The sequence below is a fragment of the Gluconacetobacter diazotrophicus PA1 5 genome (assembly GCF_000067045.1).
Lineage (GTDB): Bacteria > Pseudomonadota > Alphaproteobacteria > Acetobacterales > Acetobacteraceae > Gluconacetobacter > Gluconacetobacter diazotrophicus.
The window spans coordinates 1,714,888-1,731,833 of sequence record NC_010125.1 but is presented as its reverse complement, the minus strand read 5'-3'; the positions used below and the strand labels follow the sequence as shown (position 1 = coordinate 1,731,833).

Here is a 16,946-nt window from a genome sequence, read left to right as displayed (position 1 = left end):
CTCACTCAAGCTCTTCGAACGCCGCGTACCAGGCACGATCCAGCTCATAATATTTCAGCTTGTCGAAAAAGCTCGGGCGGATCTTCGATTCCTCGTACCGCCCGTGCAGGCGTCCGTCCATGTCTTCCCCGTCGAAGACGAAATTGAAGATATCGTTCAGGACGACGACATCGCCCTCCAGCCCCGAGACATCGGTCACCTGCACGATCCGGCGGCCGCCGTCGCGATGACGGCCGACCTGCACGATCATGTCCACCGCCCCCACGATCTGGGTCCGGATGGCCGTGGTCGGCAGTCCGAAGCTGCCCATCTGGACCATGTTCTCGATACGGGTGACGGCATCGCGGGTGGTGTTGGCGTGAATCGTCGACATGCTGCCGTCATGGCCGGTATTCATGGCCTGCAGCATGTCGAACGCCTCGGCGCCTCGGACCTCGCCGATGATGATCCGGTCGGGGCGCATACGCAGCGCATTGCGCACAAGATCGCGCTGGGTGACTTCCCCCTTGCCCTCGATCGACGGGGGACGGGTTTCCAGACGCACGACGTGCGGCTGCTGAAGCTGCAGTTCCGCCGCGTCTTCCACCGTGATGACGCGTTCGTCGAAATCGATGAAATGCGACACCGCATTCATCAGGGTGGTCTTGCCCGACCCCGTGCCGCCCGAAATCACGATATTCAGGCGCACCCGTCCCGCGATTTCCAGGATCTTCGCCAGCTTGGGCGTGCAGCTACCATTTTCGACCAGACGGGAAAAATTGATCGGGCGTTTGGAAAATTTCCGGATCGATACATAGGGACCGTCCAGCGCCAGCGGCGGAAAGACGATATTGACGCGCGATCCATCCTTCAGGCGCGCATCGACGGTCGGGCTGGATTCGTCGACGCGCCGCCCGACAGCCGAGGCAATCCGCTGGCTGACGGACACCAGATGATCGACATCGCGGAACCGGACATTCGACAGGACCGTCTTGCCCCGCCTTTCCACGAAGATCCGGTTCGGCCCGTTGATCAGGATGTCCGAAATCGTTTCGTCGTCCAGCAGGGGCTGGATCGGCCCGAGACCGAGCATGTCATGGACAAGTTCGGTCGCGATTTCCCGCTGCTCGCGCAGGTTGAGCTGGATGCGCCGCTCGGATGCGGCCTGGCCAACGACGCGTTCGACTTCCTCGGCCAGCCGCTCGGGCGCCAGGGCGAGCACGACGCCCGGATCCAGACGGGCCAGGCACAGCGCGCGCAATTCCAGCGAATGGGCTTTCGTCGCCGTGTTTTCCTCGACATCGACAACGGGGGCCTGGTCCGGAACCGCCGGGACGGCGGGTGGCTGGCTCGGCTCCTGAACAGGCTGAAGGCCCCCCGCCGATTGGCTCGGCGCCGGATCCGGCCTGGTGGCGACAGGCTTGTTCTCTAGCCGGCCGAAGCCCTTTCCGAAGCTCATGTGCCGCGACCGAACAGGCGCCGGAACAGGCCCGACGAAAATCCGGGCGCATGATGCGGCTGGTCGGCGACCACCGATGCGGCCTCGTGCGTCAGCTTCACGATGGCCGACCGGAACTCCTTGCAGGTCTTCACCGCCGGGATGCCGTCCACTTCGGCCGTCCCGAGGGGCTTGGGCAGGAAGGGAATGACCACGTCAGGCTTGTCTCCCAGGCTCTTCACCACCTCATCCAGCGTCAGCGTACCCGGCCGCCCCAGCCCGTTCAGCACCACCAGCGGCTGGGACCCCTGTCCCCGGGTCTGAAGCAGGGGCATGATTCGCAGCGTATCGCGCACGGCCGCCAATGTCGGATCGAGAACGATAATCCGCTGGAACGTGACGTCCAGCAACGCGGCCTCGGTCTCGTCCGGGCACAGCGGGGCTTCCGCCAGGACGAAATTATATCGCTTTGTGACCGTCGCCATCAGGTGGCGCATGGCCGCGGCACTGGTCTTCGGCCGCGTCTGCAGGTCGCTCAGGCTCGACAGCAGGTTCAGCCGGTCGCCGACCAGTTGCGCGCTGCGTTCCAGGAACAAGGTGTCCACGCGATCGGGCGTTTCCATGGCCGAGCGCAGGCCGTTATTGCTCTGCGTCCCCAGCAGGAGCGCGGTCTTGCCGGTCGTCAGGTCGAAATCGACGATCACGGTATGTCGCTTGGCTTCCTCGGCCAGGTACCATCCCAGGTTGGTCATGATCGTCGTGGCGCCCACACCGCCGCGCACGCCACTGACCGTAATCACGCGCCCACCACGCGGCGCATCCGGCGCGACCTCGCCGCCCATGATGACCGGTCCGAAAAACCGCGTCGCCATGCTGCGGTTCAGCGGCTTGTACAGATATTCGGAAACGCCGAATCCGCGCGTCACCTGCCGATAGAAATTGGCATCTTCCCGATCGCCGATCAGCAGGACCGTGACGTCGGGCGACACGACATTCGCCAGTTCGGTCAACGTCGTCAGCGGCTGGTCCTCGCCGCTGACATCCAGGATCAGGATCCCGGGAGTCTCGTGACTCCGCAGGTACTCGACCGCCTGCTGGCAGGACATGCGCATGACCGTGCTGTCCTGGTGATGCAGGTCCGCCAGGCACTCCCGCAGCAGGGATTCCGTGAAAGCGTCCGAGACCAGCGCAAGGATTTCCGAGGGTGGCGTGCCTTCGGCATTCGTCTGGGCCCGGGGGGCGGAGATCGTCCCGGACATCAGGGCGCCTGCTCCCGCGCTGGCACCCGAACCCGAGCCCGAACCACTGGACTGCAAGGTCATTTCAGCCAGTCCGCTATTCCCGAGGTCCATGACCTTGCCGTCCCGCCAGCGCTGTACCGCCACCGCCGCCTCATGCGCGTCGGCATCGCCCAACGGACGTCCATGTACCAGGTCCTGGGGGCGTTCGACCTGCGCCTCGATGTTGGATTGATTGGTCCCGAGCGGCCGCCAGTGATAGGTCATCTGCAGCGGCGCCATGGTCGTGCACCCCCCCAGAGCCGGCAGGGCCAGGGCCAGGGCCAGCCGGGCACGGCACCCGATCCGCGCAAAGGCGACATGATTGCGGCAAATGGTCATTCCATGGTCACTCCACCATGAATCCAGCGTCGCTGTTCACGTCGCGACGCGCCACATTTTTCTTGCCGGCATATTTATAAATATTCTGTCGCATCAGGAAAATACGATCCAGATCGCCCGGCGGAGCCCAGTTGTCGTCCGGGCTATGCAGCATCGATTCATTATCCACCGGCCGGACGAGATAAGGCGTGACGACAATGACCAGTTCGCTTTCGTTCTTCTGGAAACTGCTGGATTTGAACAGGGCCCCCAGAACCGGAATATCGCCCAGGAACGGCAGGCCCAACCCCTGCATGTTGGTCGAATCCTGCATAAGCCCGGCAATGGCAAAACTCTGGCCGCTCCCCAGTTCGACCGTCGTATCCGCGCGCCGGACCGTCAGGGCCGGAATCTGCAGGTTGCCGTTCGCCTCGGACAATGTCACTGCCCCCTGGGTCGAAAGCGCGCTGACTTCCGGCCGCACATGCAGGCTGATCCGTCCATCAGCCAGCACGGTCGGCACGAAGGCCAGCGAAATGCCATACTGCTTGTACTGCACGTTGATGTTGTTGTTATAGCTGGAAACCGGAATCGGATATTCGCCACCCACGATGAAGCTCGCGGCCTGACCGCTGACGGTGGTCAGGTTGGGCTCCGCGAGGCTGTGGATCAGCCCGTCCTGGGACAGGGCATCGATGACGGTTTCCACGGTCACGGGACGCCCCGCCGCCGAAAAGCGGGACAGAAAGTTGAAGGCACTCTGTTCCGTCGTCAGGGCCGCCAACGGGTTGCTGGTCGATATCCCGATCGCCGCCGCCGTCCCCAGCGCATTGACCGACTGCCATTCCACGCCCAGTTCGCGTACCAGACTGCGGGACATTTCAACGATCCGGACCTTCAAATTGACCTGGATCGAACCGGGCACGGACGCATAATCGCCGACACGCCCCCCCTTTCCGACCAGCGCCGTCGCCCCCTCCAGCGCCTGCTCGGCCGATTCCGAGGAGGTTTCAGTCCCCTCGATGCCGATGCTGCCGTCCGCCCCCGTTCCGATGCGGACACGAGGATTCTGCTGCCCCACATCCCGGCGAAGGGCCGACGCGCGATAGCTCGAGGGCAGGACGACCACCGTATAGCGTGCCACCACGCCGCCGGACCGGCTGGTGGCGATCACCGTCGTCTGCCCGGCCCCGACCCCGAACACGAACATGCTGTCCGGACTGGCGGCCCGGACCTCGACCACCTTGGGGTCCGCCACGAAGATGTTCGTCGCGATGCCATCCAGCTTCACCAGCTTGCCGGCGCCTTCCTCGATTCCCAGCACCGCGTGGGCACCGTGCGCCACCGATCCGGATGCGGCCGGGTGAGTCGATCGGGCATCCGCACCCGCCAGGCATAGCGACATGCCCGCGAACGCCGCCATGGGCAGAACCCGTCTAGAAATGAACATCTTTTAGATCCGCGGTCCCATTATAAAGGTGCACCGTCTCCGCGTCGGATTCCGGGCCATGCGCCAGCGCGGGCGAAACATCGCCACCCCATGTCGTATGCGGGGCAAAAGCCGCGACCCCGGCCTGATCGAGCGACCTGACCGCCAGGGTCAGGCGCCCCAGCCGCCCCGCCACGGCGACAGCCTCAGCCTGGGCCGGTGTCACCTCCAGCGTGACCGTCCGGTTACCCACTCCCCGGCTGTCGACAGTGCTCGTATGCTGCATTTCACGATCGATGGCCACGACACGCAAGGCGGACAGGACCGTTTCGGCAGCAATACGACCGCCACCCGCGTCCCCGCCCGGATTGCCGCCTGCCCCACCCCCCGAATTGGCGACGTCGGCCGTCGCCACGTCATGGGTCACGATCAGATCGACGTAATCCCCGGGCTCGATCAGGTCGGCCACCCCCGAAACGGAGTCGACACCGACGCTGACGGCTGAATCCCCGGGCTTCAATACGGCTGCCAGAAACCCGTGATCGCCGACGCGCAGCACGGCTTCATTCGTCAGCAGGCCGCCCTCGGGAACCGGCACGCGCAGCAACCCGCCCGTCAACGCCGCGCGTTCGGACGGCACGTCGTGAATCGCACCGGGGGGCACCAGGTTGGCGGGAAAATCTTTCGTCTGAAGATCCCCGGACTGCAACAAGGCACCGGCCGGCTCCGCCTTCCGCGCAACCAGGACGCCGACGGTCGGCACCTTCTTTTCCGTGACCTGCGCGACCACGGGCTTCTCACCCGAATGGAGCGCCAGCCGTCCCAGGATCACCACGCCGATCAGACCGGACACGGCAACGACTATCAGCAGGATACGCCCGATCATTCAGACAACTTCACCGGATAAGCTGAAAACAGGACCCCGCCGCGATGGCGACGGCATAAGGCAAAGGACCGCCGCGACGCATCCGCCAACGCTCGCTCCGCACAATACGGCCGAAACAACCGTGTCGCACCGGACCGACCGTGACCCGATGACGTACCATCAAGTAGAAACCGGCCAGAACACCACCCGACATGGCTATCGTCAAAATCCATGACGGCACCGCGGCGGGCGGAAACAACAAGGACGCCGCACTGAGCAGCTTGACGTCGCCGCCCCCGATCGCCCCGAACCACCAGATCGCGAAGCACAAACCGAATACGCAGATCGCGACCAGAATGGAACCCACGATATGGCCATGCAGAATGGCGATCGTCGCCCCAAGCCCACCCAAGGCGACGACCACTTGATCAGGTATTGTTCGGACCGCCACATCATGCAACGCGGCATATACAAGAAAAATGGTGGAAATAACGACTAAGCCATCAACAACCCAGCCCATCATCCCACCAGTTTCTCATATACTCAGGCCAGTGACATGCCTTGGCGACTTACCCTGCGTTCAATTAGAGATCGGTACCGATAGAGCTGAAAACCGTGTTCAGCTTGCTGCCGATCGTCCCTACCGCGGTCATGATGACCGCAGCGATCAGGGCCGCGATCAGGCCATATTCCAGCGCCGTAACGCCGCGACGGCTATTCTTGAGGACAAGCAATTTCAGAAGAAGAGTATTCATCGGATTTCCATATCACATTCAGTCGCACGAACAAGCAGCAACGCCCAACGACCCGCATGGAATAGGCTGGGCATGAACGCGGTTCTACGCAAACCGCAACCGGAAGTAAATTATAAAAATCATTCGTAGCCCGAATGAAAGCTATTTCGTTCCACGCAAACAGACCAAGAACACCCACCCTTTCGGCAAGCAATTCGTCGAACCGCAACGCAACAAATTGCAACAGTGACAGGTGCGCCCTTTTCGGCACAGAATGCTCTGCCGCCCCTGTCGACGGCGGCGAAAATCCCCCGGTCATGTCGCTATGCATGCATATAGGCATCGGCCGGCCCGGCCGCCAGCCGGCATGGCCATATAGAGACCATTGAGTAGGCGCGGCCCAATGGCTAGACTGCCGATGGATAGATTTTACCCTCCCGGAGCCCCCACATATGAGCGAGACTGCAACCGGCGGCCCAACCGCCTCCCCGCTTGGAGGGGCACGGAAGGAGTCGGCGCTGCGGGCGGAAACGGCGGAGACGGCTCTCCCTCACAGGAAGGACGCAAAGCCTGCGAAGCGGAAGCTGATCATCGCCGCCGCGGGCGGGATCGCGGCCCTTCTGCTTGTCGCCGGCGGCGTGAAGTGGGAGCGGGGCGGCGTAGCGCAGAAGGTCGAGAAGGACGTGGCGAGCCGGGAGAGCGCCGCCGACAGTGTCCTTCATCCGCCCATTATTCTCGGCATTCCGCCGATCATCTCCAACCTCGATAGCGGAGATGGACGTCCGGTCTATGTGAAGATCACCGCGAAGGTCGAGATCTCGGGCGCGTCCGACGAAGCCTCGCTCCAGGACAGGATTCCCGAGATCCAGGACGTGTTCCAGACGTACCTGCATGAAACCCGCCCGCAGGATATCCGGGGCAACGGGATATATCGGCTGCGCGAAGCCATCATGCGCCGCCTGCGCGTCGACATGGCGCCCTTGAAGGTGACCAATCTCTACCTCGTCGATTTTCTCGTCCAGTGATCCCGCAGACCTCCGAAATATCGAAAAATTTTACTCATCTGGGAACGGCGGCAAGCAACGACATGCAGGACGGGGACGACACGACGAAGGGAGCCGACCACCACGAGACGGCCGCCGGATCCCAGCCCGAGCCCGTGCATGAGGCCGCGCCTGCCGGGGCAGGCGGCGGGCACGCCGCCAAGGAAGACAGTTCGCCCGCGATGGCTCATGACGATATGGGTGGTCACGTGCTGGACCAGTCCGAAATCGACAGCCTGCTGGGGAACGCGTTCGGCGGGCTTCCCATCAAGGAAGAGTCCGGCCTGGAACGGGTCATCAAGGCAGGGTTCGTGGCCTACGAACGCCTGCCGATGCTGGAGATCGTATTCGACCGCCTGGTCCGGATGTTGTCGTCCACGCTCCGCAGCTTCACGAACGACAACGTCGAAATCACCATCGACGGCATGCGCTCGATGAGCTTCGGCGACTATATGAATGCCGTGCCGTCATCGTCCCTGTTCGCGGTCTTCAAGGCCGTGCAATGGGAAAATTACGGCCTGATCGTCATCGATTCCGCGCTGTCCTACTCGATCATCGACATCCTGATGGGTGGTCCGCGCGGGGTCGGCTACGCAGGGGTGGAAGCGCGCCCACATACCGCCATCGAAAGGGCGCTGATCGAAAAGCTCGTCACGTTGACGCTCAACGATCTTTCCACGGCCTTCAATCCGGTCTGCACCATCGACCTGACGTTCGAGCGGCTTGAGGTCAGTGCGCGCTTCGCCGCGATCGCACGCGCCTCGAACGCCGTCGTGATGACCAAGCTTCACATCGACATGGAGGACCGGAGCGGAAGCCTGGACCTGATCATTCCCTACGTGACGCTGGAACCTGTCCGCGATCAGTTGTCCCAGCAATTCATGGGCGAGCGGTTCGGACGCGATTCAAAATGGGAAGGTCACCTGGTTTCCGAAATTCTCGAAACCGACATCCAGGTTTCGGCGGTATTCGAGGAAAAGACGATTCTGCTTTCGGAGGTCCTCGGCCTCCGTCCCGGCATGCTGATCAGCTTTCCCCATCAGAACGGAACACCGATCCACGTCCGGCTCCAATGCGGCCAGACCCCCCTGTTCGAGGGACGGCTGGGAAAACTGCAGGACAAGGCAGCCGTTAAGATCGAGAAGAGGCTGGTGCCACCCGCTGGGCCGCACATGAACGAGGCGGCCGTTCCCGATCCGGCCCCGCCAGACGAGCAGAAGACGCAAGCCTGAATGGAATGGACCGTCGCCCCGCCCCGTGCGGCGGGGACTGGAACGCGACGGGGCGGACTCGTCCAGTCGCAAGACGATGCTTTAAGAACAGAAAGCCAGAGTACGTGACAGACTGGAGATCATCGAGCAGATGCTGACACAGATCCAGATGATCATCGAGATCATCCTGTCGTTCTTCCTGCTTTTGGGAATAATCTACAGCCTCTATTTCAGTCGCGTCCTGTCGAACCTGAAGCGGGACCGTGAAAGCCTCCTCGGTCTCGTCGAGAAACTGCAAAGCAGTGTGAAAAGCGCCGAAGAAGGGGTCGAAAAACTGCGCATTGCCGGCGAGGTCAGCGGACGTCCGCTCAGCAGGATGATCGAACAGGCCAAGATGGCGAGCACGGAACTCGACACCATGGTGAGCAAGGCCGATTCGATGGCCGACCGCCTTCAGGGCCTGGCGACGAAGATACCGTCCCAGGAGAGGCGACTGGAAGATTTGCTCGAGAAGACCGAGGAAACCCGGCTGGAACTTGTCCAGGAAGCCAGGAATCTCCGATACCCGGATTGCAGTCCGGAGCTGACGTCCTCGCCCCATACGCCAGAGGCCGAGGATGCCGGCTCGGACCAGGATGCGTCGGACAAGCCTGATTCCATCGTCGCATCACCGGCCGACGCAACGGTCGTGGACCTGGAAGAGGACACGCCCGCCGAGGACAAGTCGCCGGAGGACAAACCCACGGGAAACAAACCCACGGGGAGCAAGTCGGCGGGCAACGAACCCGCAGGGAACAAGCCCACCCCCGGTCGCAGGCGCGAAGGACGCCAGAACAGGTCACGATCGGGCAATTCCGCCTGACTCCGATCGCCAGACCTGTCCTTTCGGCCCGTCTTCGCATGATGAGGTGAGCCCACCCCATCACGATCCGCGCCAGCCCCCGCCGGCCTCAGCGCCACGCGCTGTTCGCGCCCCGCCCCTTGGCTTCCTTTTTCTGGTTCCTTTTCCGCCGGTCGTAGGAGCCGAACTTGGATATCTCCGCCTCGGCCTTTTTCATCTCGGAATAGGCCTCGCTGGCCATGGGGTAATTCGCCGGCAATCCCCAATACACGCGATATGCCTCGGGCGTCTGCCTGTGCTTGTTTTCGATATGACGCTTGAGCATCGTAAACGCCTCGCCGCAATGCAGGCACGTCAGGGAATCCTCACGGACCGAGTTCTGCACCGGGTGGGTGGGATGGTCCCGCTTGGCAATCCACTGACGGGGTTTCCATGGCAGTTCAAGCGACATACCGGGCTGGACTCCGTCACCGGCCGCCAGGGTGGCTTCCCGTCCATAGTCCGCCTTGGCGGGCATTTCGGCCTGTCCGGACGGCAGGTCTGGTATCTGGCTCGCCCCCTGCCCCGGCGCGGAACCGGACGGAGCCACGGCGTTGACTTTCCGATAGGCCACATTCGGTGCCACGCGTGGCTTGGATGGATAAGGCCGCCGAGGCAGCGCCGGTCCCGTTGCGTCCATGGTCCGAACGCCCTCGATCACCTCGATAGGCAGCTTGTTCTCGATGCGCAGTGCTTCCTGAAGTGCATCGTCCATATTGCGGATAATCCCGACATCTGCCATTTCGGACAGGATGCCAAGGATAGCCCCCAGGCGCTCCGGGCTATTCACCGCGATCCTTTTCAAGGCGACCGTCACGTCCTTGACCTTGCCGGCCTGCTCGATAATCGCATCGGGCGTTTGCAGGGGAAGGAATTCCGTATGCAGCCTTCCGACAAGGCGGCTGATGCGCATGTCCGTAATGTGACCCACAGGTGAGGTAAAAATATTATCTGTGCTGGTATCCGCCACGACAGCCTCCACAATACACATGTTCACCACCTCATTCTGAGGTGGAAATTTATTCCCCCCGCCTTGAAATACCGTAGTCAGCGGGATCAATTCTCATAATAATCTCCGAAAGTCGGCCTCACGCGCCGCGCTGAACATTCGGAAGCGAAACGAGCCGGCCCTATCCTGAAACGCGCCATGAGCCTTGAGAAGGCCATAGGGATAACGTGGCAACTGGCCCGCAGATCCATAGGCCTTCGTTAAATTTATCGCTGTTCGCCGCGGGCCTGGCCGCTGTGCCGCCCGGTCCGATGAAGCGGCACCGCCTGCCCTGGCCTTGCAAGGCATTCCCTGCTGGCGGCGGACCCCGCATGGGCCGCTCCTGATGGCGATCATGCCCCGAAGGAATTTCCATTCGATATGATCGAATGAGCTATCCTGCTGTTGTCGTTCAGGACATCAACAGGTCATTACAATATTGGATGATCCAATGTCCCGAACCTGAAATCCATCAGATCCGGAACATTGGACGGAATGCCTAGATGTAATTCGCCAGCGTCAGGCTCTTCATGTCCGAAACCAGCATGTACGATGCCTTGAGACTGGTATCGAGGCTGGACGACTGCACCGCCACCGCGGCGAGATCGGCATCGCGGGCATCGCCAAGCTGACCCGTCAGCGCGGTATTCATGCTGGTCAGCAGGGTGGCATTTGCGGTCAAATTGTCCTGTGTCGTCCCGACCGACGATTCCATATCCGTAAGCTGGCTGATGGTGGTCTGAAGAGACGAATAGACCTGGCTGACCAGATCCGAATACCCGCTCGTGGTGGACGACATCCCGCTCGTGCCGGAAACGATCATCATGTCGCGCATCAGGTCCCGGATGGGAGAGCCGGTGGAGGTCAGGCTCGCTGCAGTTCCCTGTGTCGCCACGATGCCGACCTCGGTCGACGTATTGCTGCCGGTTACGACCGACTTCTGCAGAGCGGTCGCCGCATCCCCCGAGACCGAAAGCTGCGACGAGAAAACCGACGTGCCCGCCGTATTGTCGGCTGCCGCGGTCGTGGCCTGCTCGATAACGGTCGATGCGTCGGAAGACCCCAAGGAACTGACGATGCTGGCGATCTGCGTGGCGAGCGTGCCGCTTGTAACCGATGCCGTGTCCTCGATCGGGGGCTCGGTCGAATCCTTGCCCGCAAAGACATACCCGGATCCGTCGGACGTATTGAGGACGGTTGCAAGCTCCGACAGCGCGGTCGTCGCCTCGCCCGCGGTGGCCGTGACGGCGCTGTCCGTCGTCGTTCCGGTGACGCCGATCAGGCTGGTGGACAGCGACTGCGCCAACGAGACGATCTGCGTCAACGCATCCGCCTGGACGGACAGGCTGTTCTGGGCATTCGTCACGTTGGTCTGCCAGGCTGCGACCTGGGTGATCTGCGGGGCAAGGGAAATGGCGGCGGATCGCGCCTGGCCAAGACCGGCGTAGGTTTCCGAAAGCGTATCCGTGGACGTCTCCCACGCGATCGTCTGCTGCTCCTGCGTCATCGCGTCGATACCGGCGGAGAGGATGAGGGACGATCCGAAATTTCCGTACTGACCGATAGTCGTGCTCATGGCGGTGTCTCCCAGCCGTCTATTGGATCGCGTCGAGAAGCGCGGTGAACATCGTCTGCACCGCGGTCACCACTTTCGCATTGGCCGCGTAGGCGTTCTGCAGCGCGACGACCGTCGACATCTGATCGTCCACGTTTACGCCGGACACGTTGGCGACAGACGTCTGCAACGTTGTCTGCACCGAGGTAGCGGACGTCAGATCGTCGGTGGCGTCGCCGATGACCGCGCCCTGGGCCGAGGTCAGGGACGTGGCAAGGGCCACCAGTCCCTGGGTGCCCGAATATCCGGTCGACAGATTGCCCTCCGGTCCAAGGCCGCTTGACGGCGCTTCAAGCGAACCGCTCACATCCGTCGAAGCGGTTCCGAAAGCCGTGCTGAGGACCGCCGTAATCGTCGACGTATCGCCGTCCGTCGTCAGCGGCGCGGACGTATCCACGCTGATCACCGACGACAGGCCGACGATGCCGCTGGGCGTCTCTGCCGTCGGGTCCGTTGCCGGAACAGCCCCCGTACCATCGGTGAACAGCGAAAGCCCGGCATCGGAAAACCGGGTCGCGAGCGTGGAAGAAAACGAGTCCAGCTGGGCCTGCATCGTCGGATACGTGCTGTCGCGCAGCGTGATGTTCGCTCCGAGCGTTCCACCGGTCAGATGCGCGGTGATGTCCGTGCCGTTCAGCGTGATCCCGGAGATCGTCGAGTTAGTATCTCCAGCCTGGTAGTACGACGATGGGGTAATGGTGCTGCCGGATGTCGAAAGCGGCCATGTGCTGGTGGGCAGCGTGACCGTGCTGTCATTTTCCCCGATCTGGTCGGGACGGGTCGGAAGCTCGGTTCCATCGGCGGTCCGGACGATCATGTCGCCGGTCGACGTCTCGGAAAACGTGACCGAAAGTTCGGACGACAGGCTCGACATCACCTGCAGACGCTGGTTCTCGACGTCGGCGGTGCTTCCTCCGCTGGCCTGCAGGCTCATGATCTGCTGCGAGAGCTGCCCGATCTGCGTCAGGTCGTAATTGACGGAGGATACCGTCGAGACAACGCTGTTTTCCGCGTCCTGGCGCTGGGCCGTATAGGTCGAGGAAAGCGACTGGATGGTGGTGGTCAGGGATTGCGCGGCGGAATACACGTCCGATTGCGACGCGCTGTTCGTGGGGGTCGAGGTCAGGGTCGTGAGGGCGCTTTGCACATTGCCAAGTTCGTCGGCCAACGTGGTCGTGCTTCCCGCATCCGCCGATGTCGATCCCTGGATGTCTGAAACCGCCGCCAGCGAGTTGTTCGTCGCCGTCAACGACGCCACCTGCGCATTCTGTCCGTAAAGAGCGGCCATCAGGGCCTTGTTCACACTCAGTTGCGTCGTGCCGATCTTGATACCGACCCCGACGCCACCCGCCACGGCCGACGATACCTCGGCCGTCTCGCTGACATATCCCGTGGTGCTCGAGTTCGAGACGTTATTGGACAGCACGCCCAACTGATACTCGATCCCGTTCAGTCCGCTGGTGGCCGTTGACAGCGATGACAGCAGGTCCATCTTATTCCCTCGCGCGAATCACGGCCACACAATGCCCATGCAACACTACTGCCTTCGTATGGCGTATGTTCATGGCCAATACAAGGCTTTTGCGCGCGCGGTCGGGCCTATGTGGTCGGGTCGGCCGTGATCTTGTCTATCGCGTTGGACTGGCGGGTGGATTCCGTCTGGATCAACTGGAAGGTCAGGTCGTAATCGCGCTGGATCTCGACCATCTCCGTCGTTTCGGAAACGGCGTTCACGTTGCTCGACTCCAGCATCCCCTGCCGTATTTCCTTGTTGGCCACGTTCCGGGTCGGCGTCGTCGGCCGCAGGAGGTAGCCGCCCTCCGGCACCAGGGTATTGGGGTTGTCGACGGTCACAAGGTCCAGCGTGGCGACCCGTCCGGTTTCAGTCGACATCGTTCCGTCCGACGCCACCGACAGCGTATGATCCCGCGGCGGGATGACCACGTTGTTGCCGTTCCTGTCGATCAGCGGGTTTCCCGAACCATCGACGATCGTCCCGTCCGCGCGACGGTTGAATTCACCATTGCGGGTCAGCCGGACCCCCTGCGTGGTGCGAACGGCGAAATAGCCCTCGCCATTGATGGCGAAATCCGTCAGGTTGCCCGTCTGCCGCAACGCCCCCTGCAGACGGTCCTGATAGGTCGACCTGTCCTGAGTGTACACCTCTTCCTTGTCGCCCGGCAGCCCATGCACGTCCTTCTGCTGGACGAGATAGTCCGAGAACAGCTCCTTCGAGGCCTTGAAACCGTCCGTGTTCGCGTTGGCCAGGTTGTTGGCCGTCACTTCGAGCGCGCGGGACAGCACGTCGACGCGGGACAGGGCGATGTAGGTCGTGTTTTCCAATATCCGGCTCCGGAAGGACATGGTCCGGCTGGGCGGCCCGCCTGCGATTCAGGATATCGGATCGCCATGACAACGGCAACACTTCAGAAAAGGCCTTGCCATGGCGGTGGCGTCCGCCTATTTTTCCAAGGCCAGCGCGTCGTGCGGACGACAATCCATTACATTTTATATACGCGTGGCACACCGTAGCCCATATCTGCATGCCGGCAATGGTCGTGACGTGAAATACATCCGGAGTACCGCCATCCCATGATGCCGTCCCTTGATATTGCCGCCACGGGCATGCAGGCTCAGACGACGAACGTCGATACGATTTCCAACAATATCGCGAACATGACGACCACCGGCTACAAGCGTCGCCGGGCGGAATTCCAGGATCTCATCTATCAGGACGTCCGGCGCGTCGGGACCATGAGTTCCGACACGGGCGACCTGGTACCCGCGGGCGCGCAGATCGGCCTGGGTGTTCGCACCGCCGGAATCTACCGGATCAACGAACAGGGCACGCTGGAGCAGACCAGCAACGCGCTCGACATGGCCATCCAGGGGCCGGGCTATTTCCAGGTGACGCTGCCATCGGGCGAATATGCCTATACGCGTGACGGCACCTTCTCGCTGTCGGAAGACGGCACGATCGTCACCGCGGACGGATATCCGCTGAGCCCGAACATCACCCTGCCGAACAACGCCGAGAACATCACCGTCGATCAGAGCGGCCAGGTCCAGTACACGATATCCGGCCAGACGCAGGCTCAGGTCGCGGGCCAGATCCAGCTTGGGATCTTCCAGAACGAGAACGGGCTGGCCGCCATGGGCCAGAACCTGTTCACGCAGACGACGTCGTCGGGTGACGCGATCCTGGGCACCCCCCAGGCCCAGGGGTATGGCCTGATCCAGCAGGGATTCATCGAGGAATCGTCCGTCAACGTGGTCACCGAAATCACGGACCTGATCACGGCGCAGCGCGCCTATGAGATGAACAGCAAGGTCATCACCGCTTCGGACGAAATGCTTCAGACGCTGACGAACCTGAAATAACGTGTCCATGCGAGCAGCACTTGTGGCAACCGCTGCTGCGGGCATGATGACATTTCACGTTGCTTCCGTATGCGCGGCGACATTGCGAAGCGCCACGGTCATCACATCGAACACGGTCAGGCTGTCGGATCTCTTTGCCGATCTGGAGCCGGGCGAGGACAGGGTCATCGGCCCGGCGCCTGCACCCGGCGCCAGCATCCATGTCGGCGGCGGCCAGTTGATCGCCATTGCCGACCAGTTCGGCGTGGACTGGATCGACCAGTCGCCGTCGGCACTGGCCACCATCACGCGGGCCGGCCGGCTTCTCGACAAGGAGTTCTTTGTCGAATTCGTGCGCAGGAGCCTGTCGGACGGCGGGACCGATCCTCTCTCGGTCGACCTGGTCGATTTCCATCCCCTGATGGTCGCGCCGGACGATCCAAAGCCGGTCACCATGTCGGACGTCAGTTGGGATCAGCGCAGCGGCCGGTTCTCCGCGACAATCTATCGCACGCATCCGACCGGCGACGTGACGCAGGATTCGTTCATGCTGACCGGGACCGTGCACGCTGCGCAAAGGGTGCTGGTGTTCGCGCGCGCGCTGTCCGCCGATACGGTACTTTCTTCCTCGGACGTGCGCGTGGACGACGCCTATGTCGGCCGCCTGTCGGATGGCGTGATGACGGATGCGGGCGGGATCGAGGGCATGACCCTCATGCACAATGTCGTCGCCGGCCAGCCGGTCCTGGACCGGGACCTGCACAGGTCGGTCGTGATGCATAAGGGCAATCCTATCCTGATCGCGTTCACCGTCCCCGGAATCCACCTGGCCGCAACCGGAAGGGCCCTGGAAGATGGCGGTGACGGCCAATATGTGCATGCGCTGAACGTCGGCAGCGGCATGATCGTGACCGGCCGCGTGACCAGCGCATCGGAAATCCAGGTCGATTCCAGATCGACGGCCGTGCCTTCGAATTCGAACGCCCTGCGGCTTCTGACCGCGTCCGCCCGCCCGAACACGCGGGCGGAGTCTTCGTTCCGGTAATCGCCAGATGCGTTGGGACCTTTCAGTGACGCAATATTACCTAGCGGGCGCGGCCATGGCAGGCCTGCTGTTCCTGACCGGATGTGCCGGCCTGTCGGATCTCAGCGAGAACGGCCATCCGCCGCGCATGACCACGACATCGGACCCGACGCAGAGTCCCGATTACCGGCCGGTCACGATGCCGATGCCGCCGCTCCAGGCGCCGCCTACGGAAGTCGGTAGTCTGTGGCGACCGGGAAGCCGATCCTTCTTCAAGGACCAGCGGGCATCGCAGGTTGGCGACCTTATCACGATCATCGTGCAGGTGGCCGACAACGCCAACATCGTCAACAATACGTCGGCTGCCGGCAGCGGGTCCGAAGATTTCGGCATTCCCAGCATCTTCGGCCTCAAGGGCAAGGTGGCGTCACACCTTTCCAGTTCGAGCGCCCTCAACACGAGCAGCGCCACCGCCAACACGGCAACAGGCAGGATCACCAGGACCGAGGCAGTCGGCCTCACCCTGGGCGGGACGATCACGCAGGTCTTGCCGAACGGCAATTTCGTCGTGGTGGCCCGCCAGGAAGTCAGGGTCAACGGCGAATTGCGGCAGCTTATGGTCAGCGGCGTCGTCCGGCCCCAGGACATCACGGAAGATAACACGGTGACCCATGACAGGATCGCCGAGGCCCGGATTTCATATGGCGGACGCGGTCAGTTGACCAAGCTCCAGACGCCGCGATACGGGCAGCAGATCCTGGATAACGTTCTTCCGTTCTGAA

General features: G+C 62.4%; 16 protein-coding genes. 6 read left to right on the top strand and 10 right to left on the bottom strand.

Annotated elements, in window-relative coordinates:
* Position 1: 1 nt before the first annotated feature.
* From GDI_RS08100 to GDI_RS08075, 6 genes are all read right to left on the bottom strand, one after another.
* Positions 2–1,438, bottom strand: coding sequence for a CpaF family protein (locus tag GDI_RS08100; RefSeq protein WP_012225176.1), 1,437 nt, complete (start codon positions 1,436–1,438; stop codon positions 2–4).
* Complete coding sequence (locus tag GDI_RS08095; RefSeq protein ID WP_157871017.1) at positions 1,435–3,036, bottom strand: AAA family ATPase; 1,602 nt, start codon at positions 3,034–3,036, stop codon at positions 1,435–1,437. Before GDI_RS08095 ends, GDI_RS08100 begins: the two co-directional genes overlap by 4 nt.
* 7 nt (positions 3,037–3,043) lie before the next feature.
* Positions 3,044–4,465, bottom strand: a complete 1,422-nt coding sequence (locus GDI_RS08090) for a type II and III secretion system protein family protein (RefSeq protein WP_012225174.1) — start codon at positions 4,463–4,465, stop codon at positions 3,044–3,046.
* Positions 4,452–5,330: a Flp pilus assembly protein CpaB gene (gene cpaB / locus GDI_RS08085; protein ID WP_012225173.1), complete on the bottom strand. Its 879-nt coding sequence runs from the start codon at positions 5,328–5,330 to the stop codon at positions 4,452–4,454. The genes GDI_RS08090 and cpaB overlap by 14 nt, the downstream gene beginning before the upstream one ends.
* Positions 5,331–5,340: 10 nt before the next feature.
* Positions 5,341–5,832 carry an A24 family peptidase gene (locus GDI_RS08080; RefSeq protein WP_231854266.1) on the bottom strand — a complete coding sequence of 164 codons (492 nt, stop codon included), beginning with the start codon at positions 5,830–5,832 and terminating at the stop codon, positions 5,341–5,343.
* A 61-nt stretch (positions 5,833–5,893) separates the two neighbouring features.
* The gene (locus tag GDI_RS08075; protein WP_012225171.1) at positions 5,894–6,064 is read right to left on the bottom strand and encodes a Flp family type IVb pilin; all 171 of its coding nucleotides are present in this window, start codon (positions 6,062–6,064) and stop codon (positions 5,894–5,896) included.
* A gap of 431 nt (positions 6,065–6,495) precedes the next feature.
* On the opposite strand from GDI_RS08075, the gene GDI_RS08070 reads away from it, so the two are divergent.
* The 3 genes from GDI_RS08070 to GDI_RS08060 all read left to right on the top strand — a co-directional run bounded on the left by GDI_RS08070 (position 6,496) and on the right by GDI_RS08060 (position 9,159).
* Positions 6,496–7,068 (top strand): flagellar basal body-associated FliL family protein, encoded by a 573-nt coding sequence (locus GDI_RS08070; protein ID WP_012225170.1) that lies wholly within the window; start codon positions 6,496–6,498, stop codon positions 7,066–7,068.
* A gap of 62 nt (positions 7,069–7,130) precedes the next feature.
* Positions 7,131–8,318, top strand: a complete 1,188-nt coding sequence (gene fliM / locus GDI_RS08065; protein WP_012225169.1) for a flagellar motor switch protein FliM — start codon at positions 7,131–7,133, stop codon at positions 8,316–8,318.
* Positions 8,319–8,448: 130 nt separating this feature from the next.
* Positions 8,449–9,159 carry a DUF6468 domain-containing protein gene (locus GDI_RS08060; RefSeq protein WP_012225168.1) on the top strand — a complete coding sequence of 237 codons (711 nt, stop codon included), beginning with the start codon at positions 8,449–8,451 and terminating at the stop codon, positions 9,157–9,159.
* Between the two features lie 88 nt (positions 9,160–9,247).
* Here GDI_RS08060 and GDI_RS18605 read toward each other — a convergent pair whose 3' ends face one another.
* The 4 genes from GDI_RS18605 to flgF form a co-directional block, all read right to left on the bottom strand.
* Positions 9,248–10,147 (bottom strand): MucR family transcriptional regulator, encoded by a 900-nt coding sequence (locus GDI_RS18605; protein ID WP_157871015.1) that lies wholly within the window; start codon positions 10,145–10,147, stop codon positions 9,248–9,250.
* 517 nt (positions 10,148–10,664) lie between these two features.
* Positions 10,665–11,741, bottom strand: a complete 1,077-nt coding sequence (locus tag GDI_RS08050; RefSeq protein ID WP_012225164.1) for a flagellin — start codon at positions 11,739–11,741, stop codon at positions 10,665–10,667.
* Positions 11,742–11,760: 19 nt separating this feature from the next.
* Positions 11,761–13,272, bottom strand: a complete 1,512-nt coding sequence (gene flgK / locus GDI_RS08045) for a flagellar hook-associated protein FlgK (protein WP_012225163.1) — start codon at positions 13,270–13,272, stop codon at positions 11,761–11,763.
* A gap of 107 nt (positions 13,273–13,379) precedes the next feature.
* Positions 13,380–14,123, bottom strand: a complete 744-nt coding sequence (flgF, locus tag GDI_RS08040) for a flagellar basal-body rod protein FlgF (protein ID WP_041249359.1) — start codon at positions 14,121–14,123, stop codon at positions 13,380–13,382.
* Positions 14,124–14,375: 252 nt separating this feature from the next.
* On the opposite strand from flgF, the gene flgG reads away from it, so the two are divergent.
* From flgG to flgH, 3 genes are read left to right on the top strand one after another with little or no spacing between them, the layout of a single operon-like run.
* Entirely contained in the window at positions 14,376–15,161 is a 786-nt protein-coding gene (flgG, locus tag GDI_RS08035; protein ID WP_173363406.1) for a flagellar basal-body rod protein FlgG, read from the top strand.
* A 43-nt stretch (positions 15,162–15,204) separates the two neighbouring features.
* Positions 15,205–16,185: a flagellar basal body P-ring formation chaperone FlgA gene (gene flgA, locus GDI_RS08030; RefSeq protein WP_012554980.1), complete on the top strand. Its 981-nt coding sequence runs from the start codon at positions 15,205–15,207 to the stop codon at positions 16,183–16,185.
* A 7-nt stretch (positions 16,186–16,192) separates the two neighbouring features.
* Positions 16,193–16,945 (top strand): flagellar basal body L-ring protein FlgH, encoded by a 753-nt coding sequence (flgH, locus tag GDI_RS08025; protein ID WP_012225159.1) that lies wholly within the window; start codon positions 16,193–16,195, stop codon positions 16,943–16,945.
* Position 16,946: the final 1 nt, after the last annotated feature.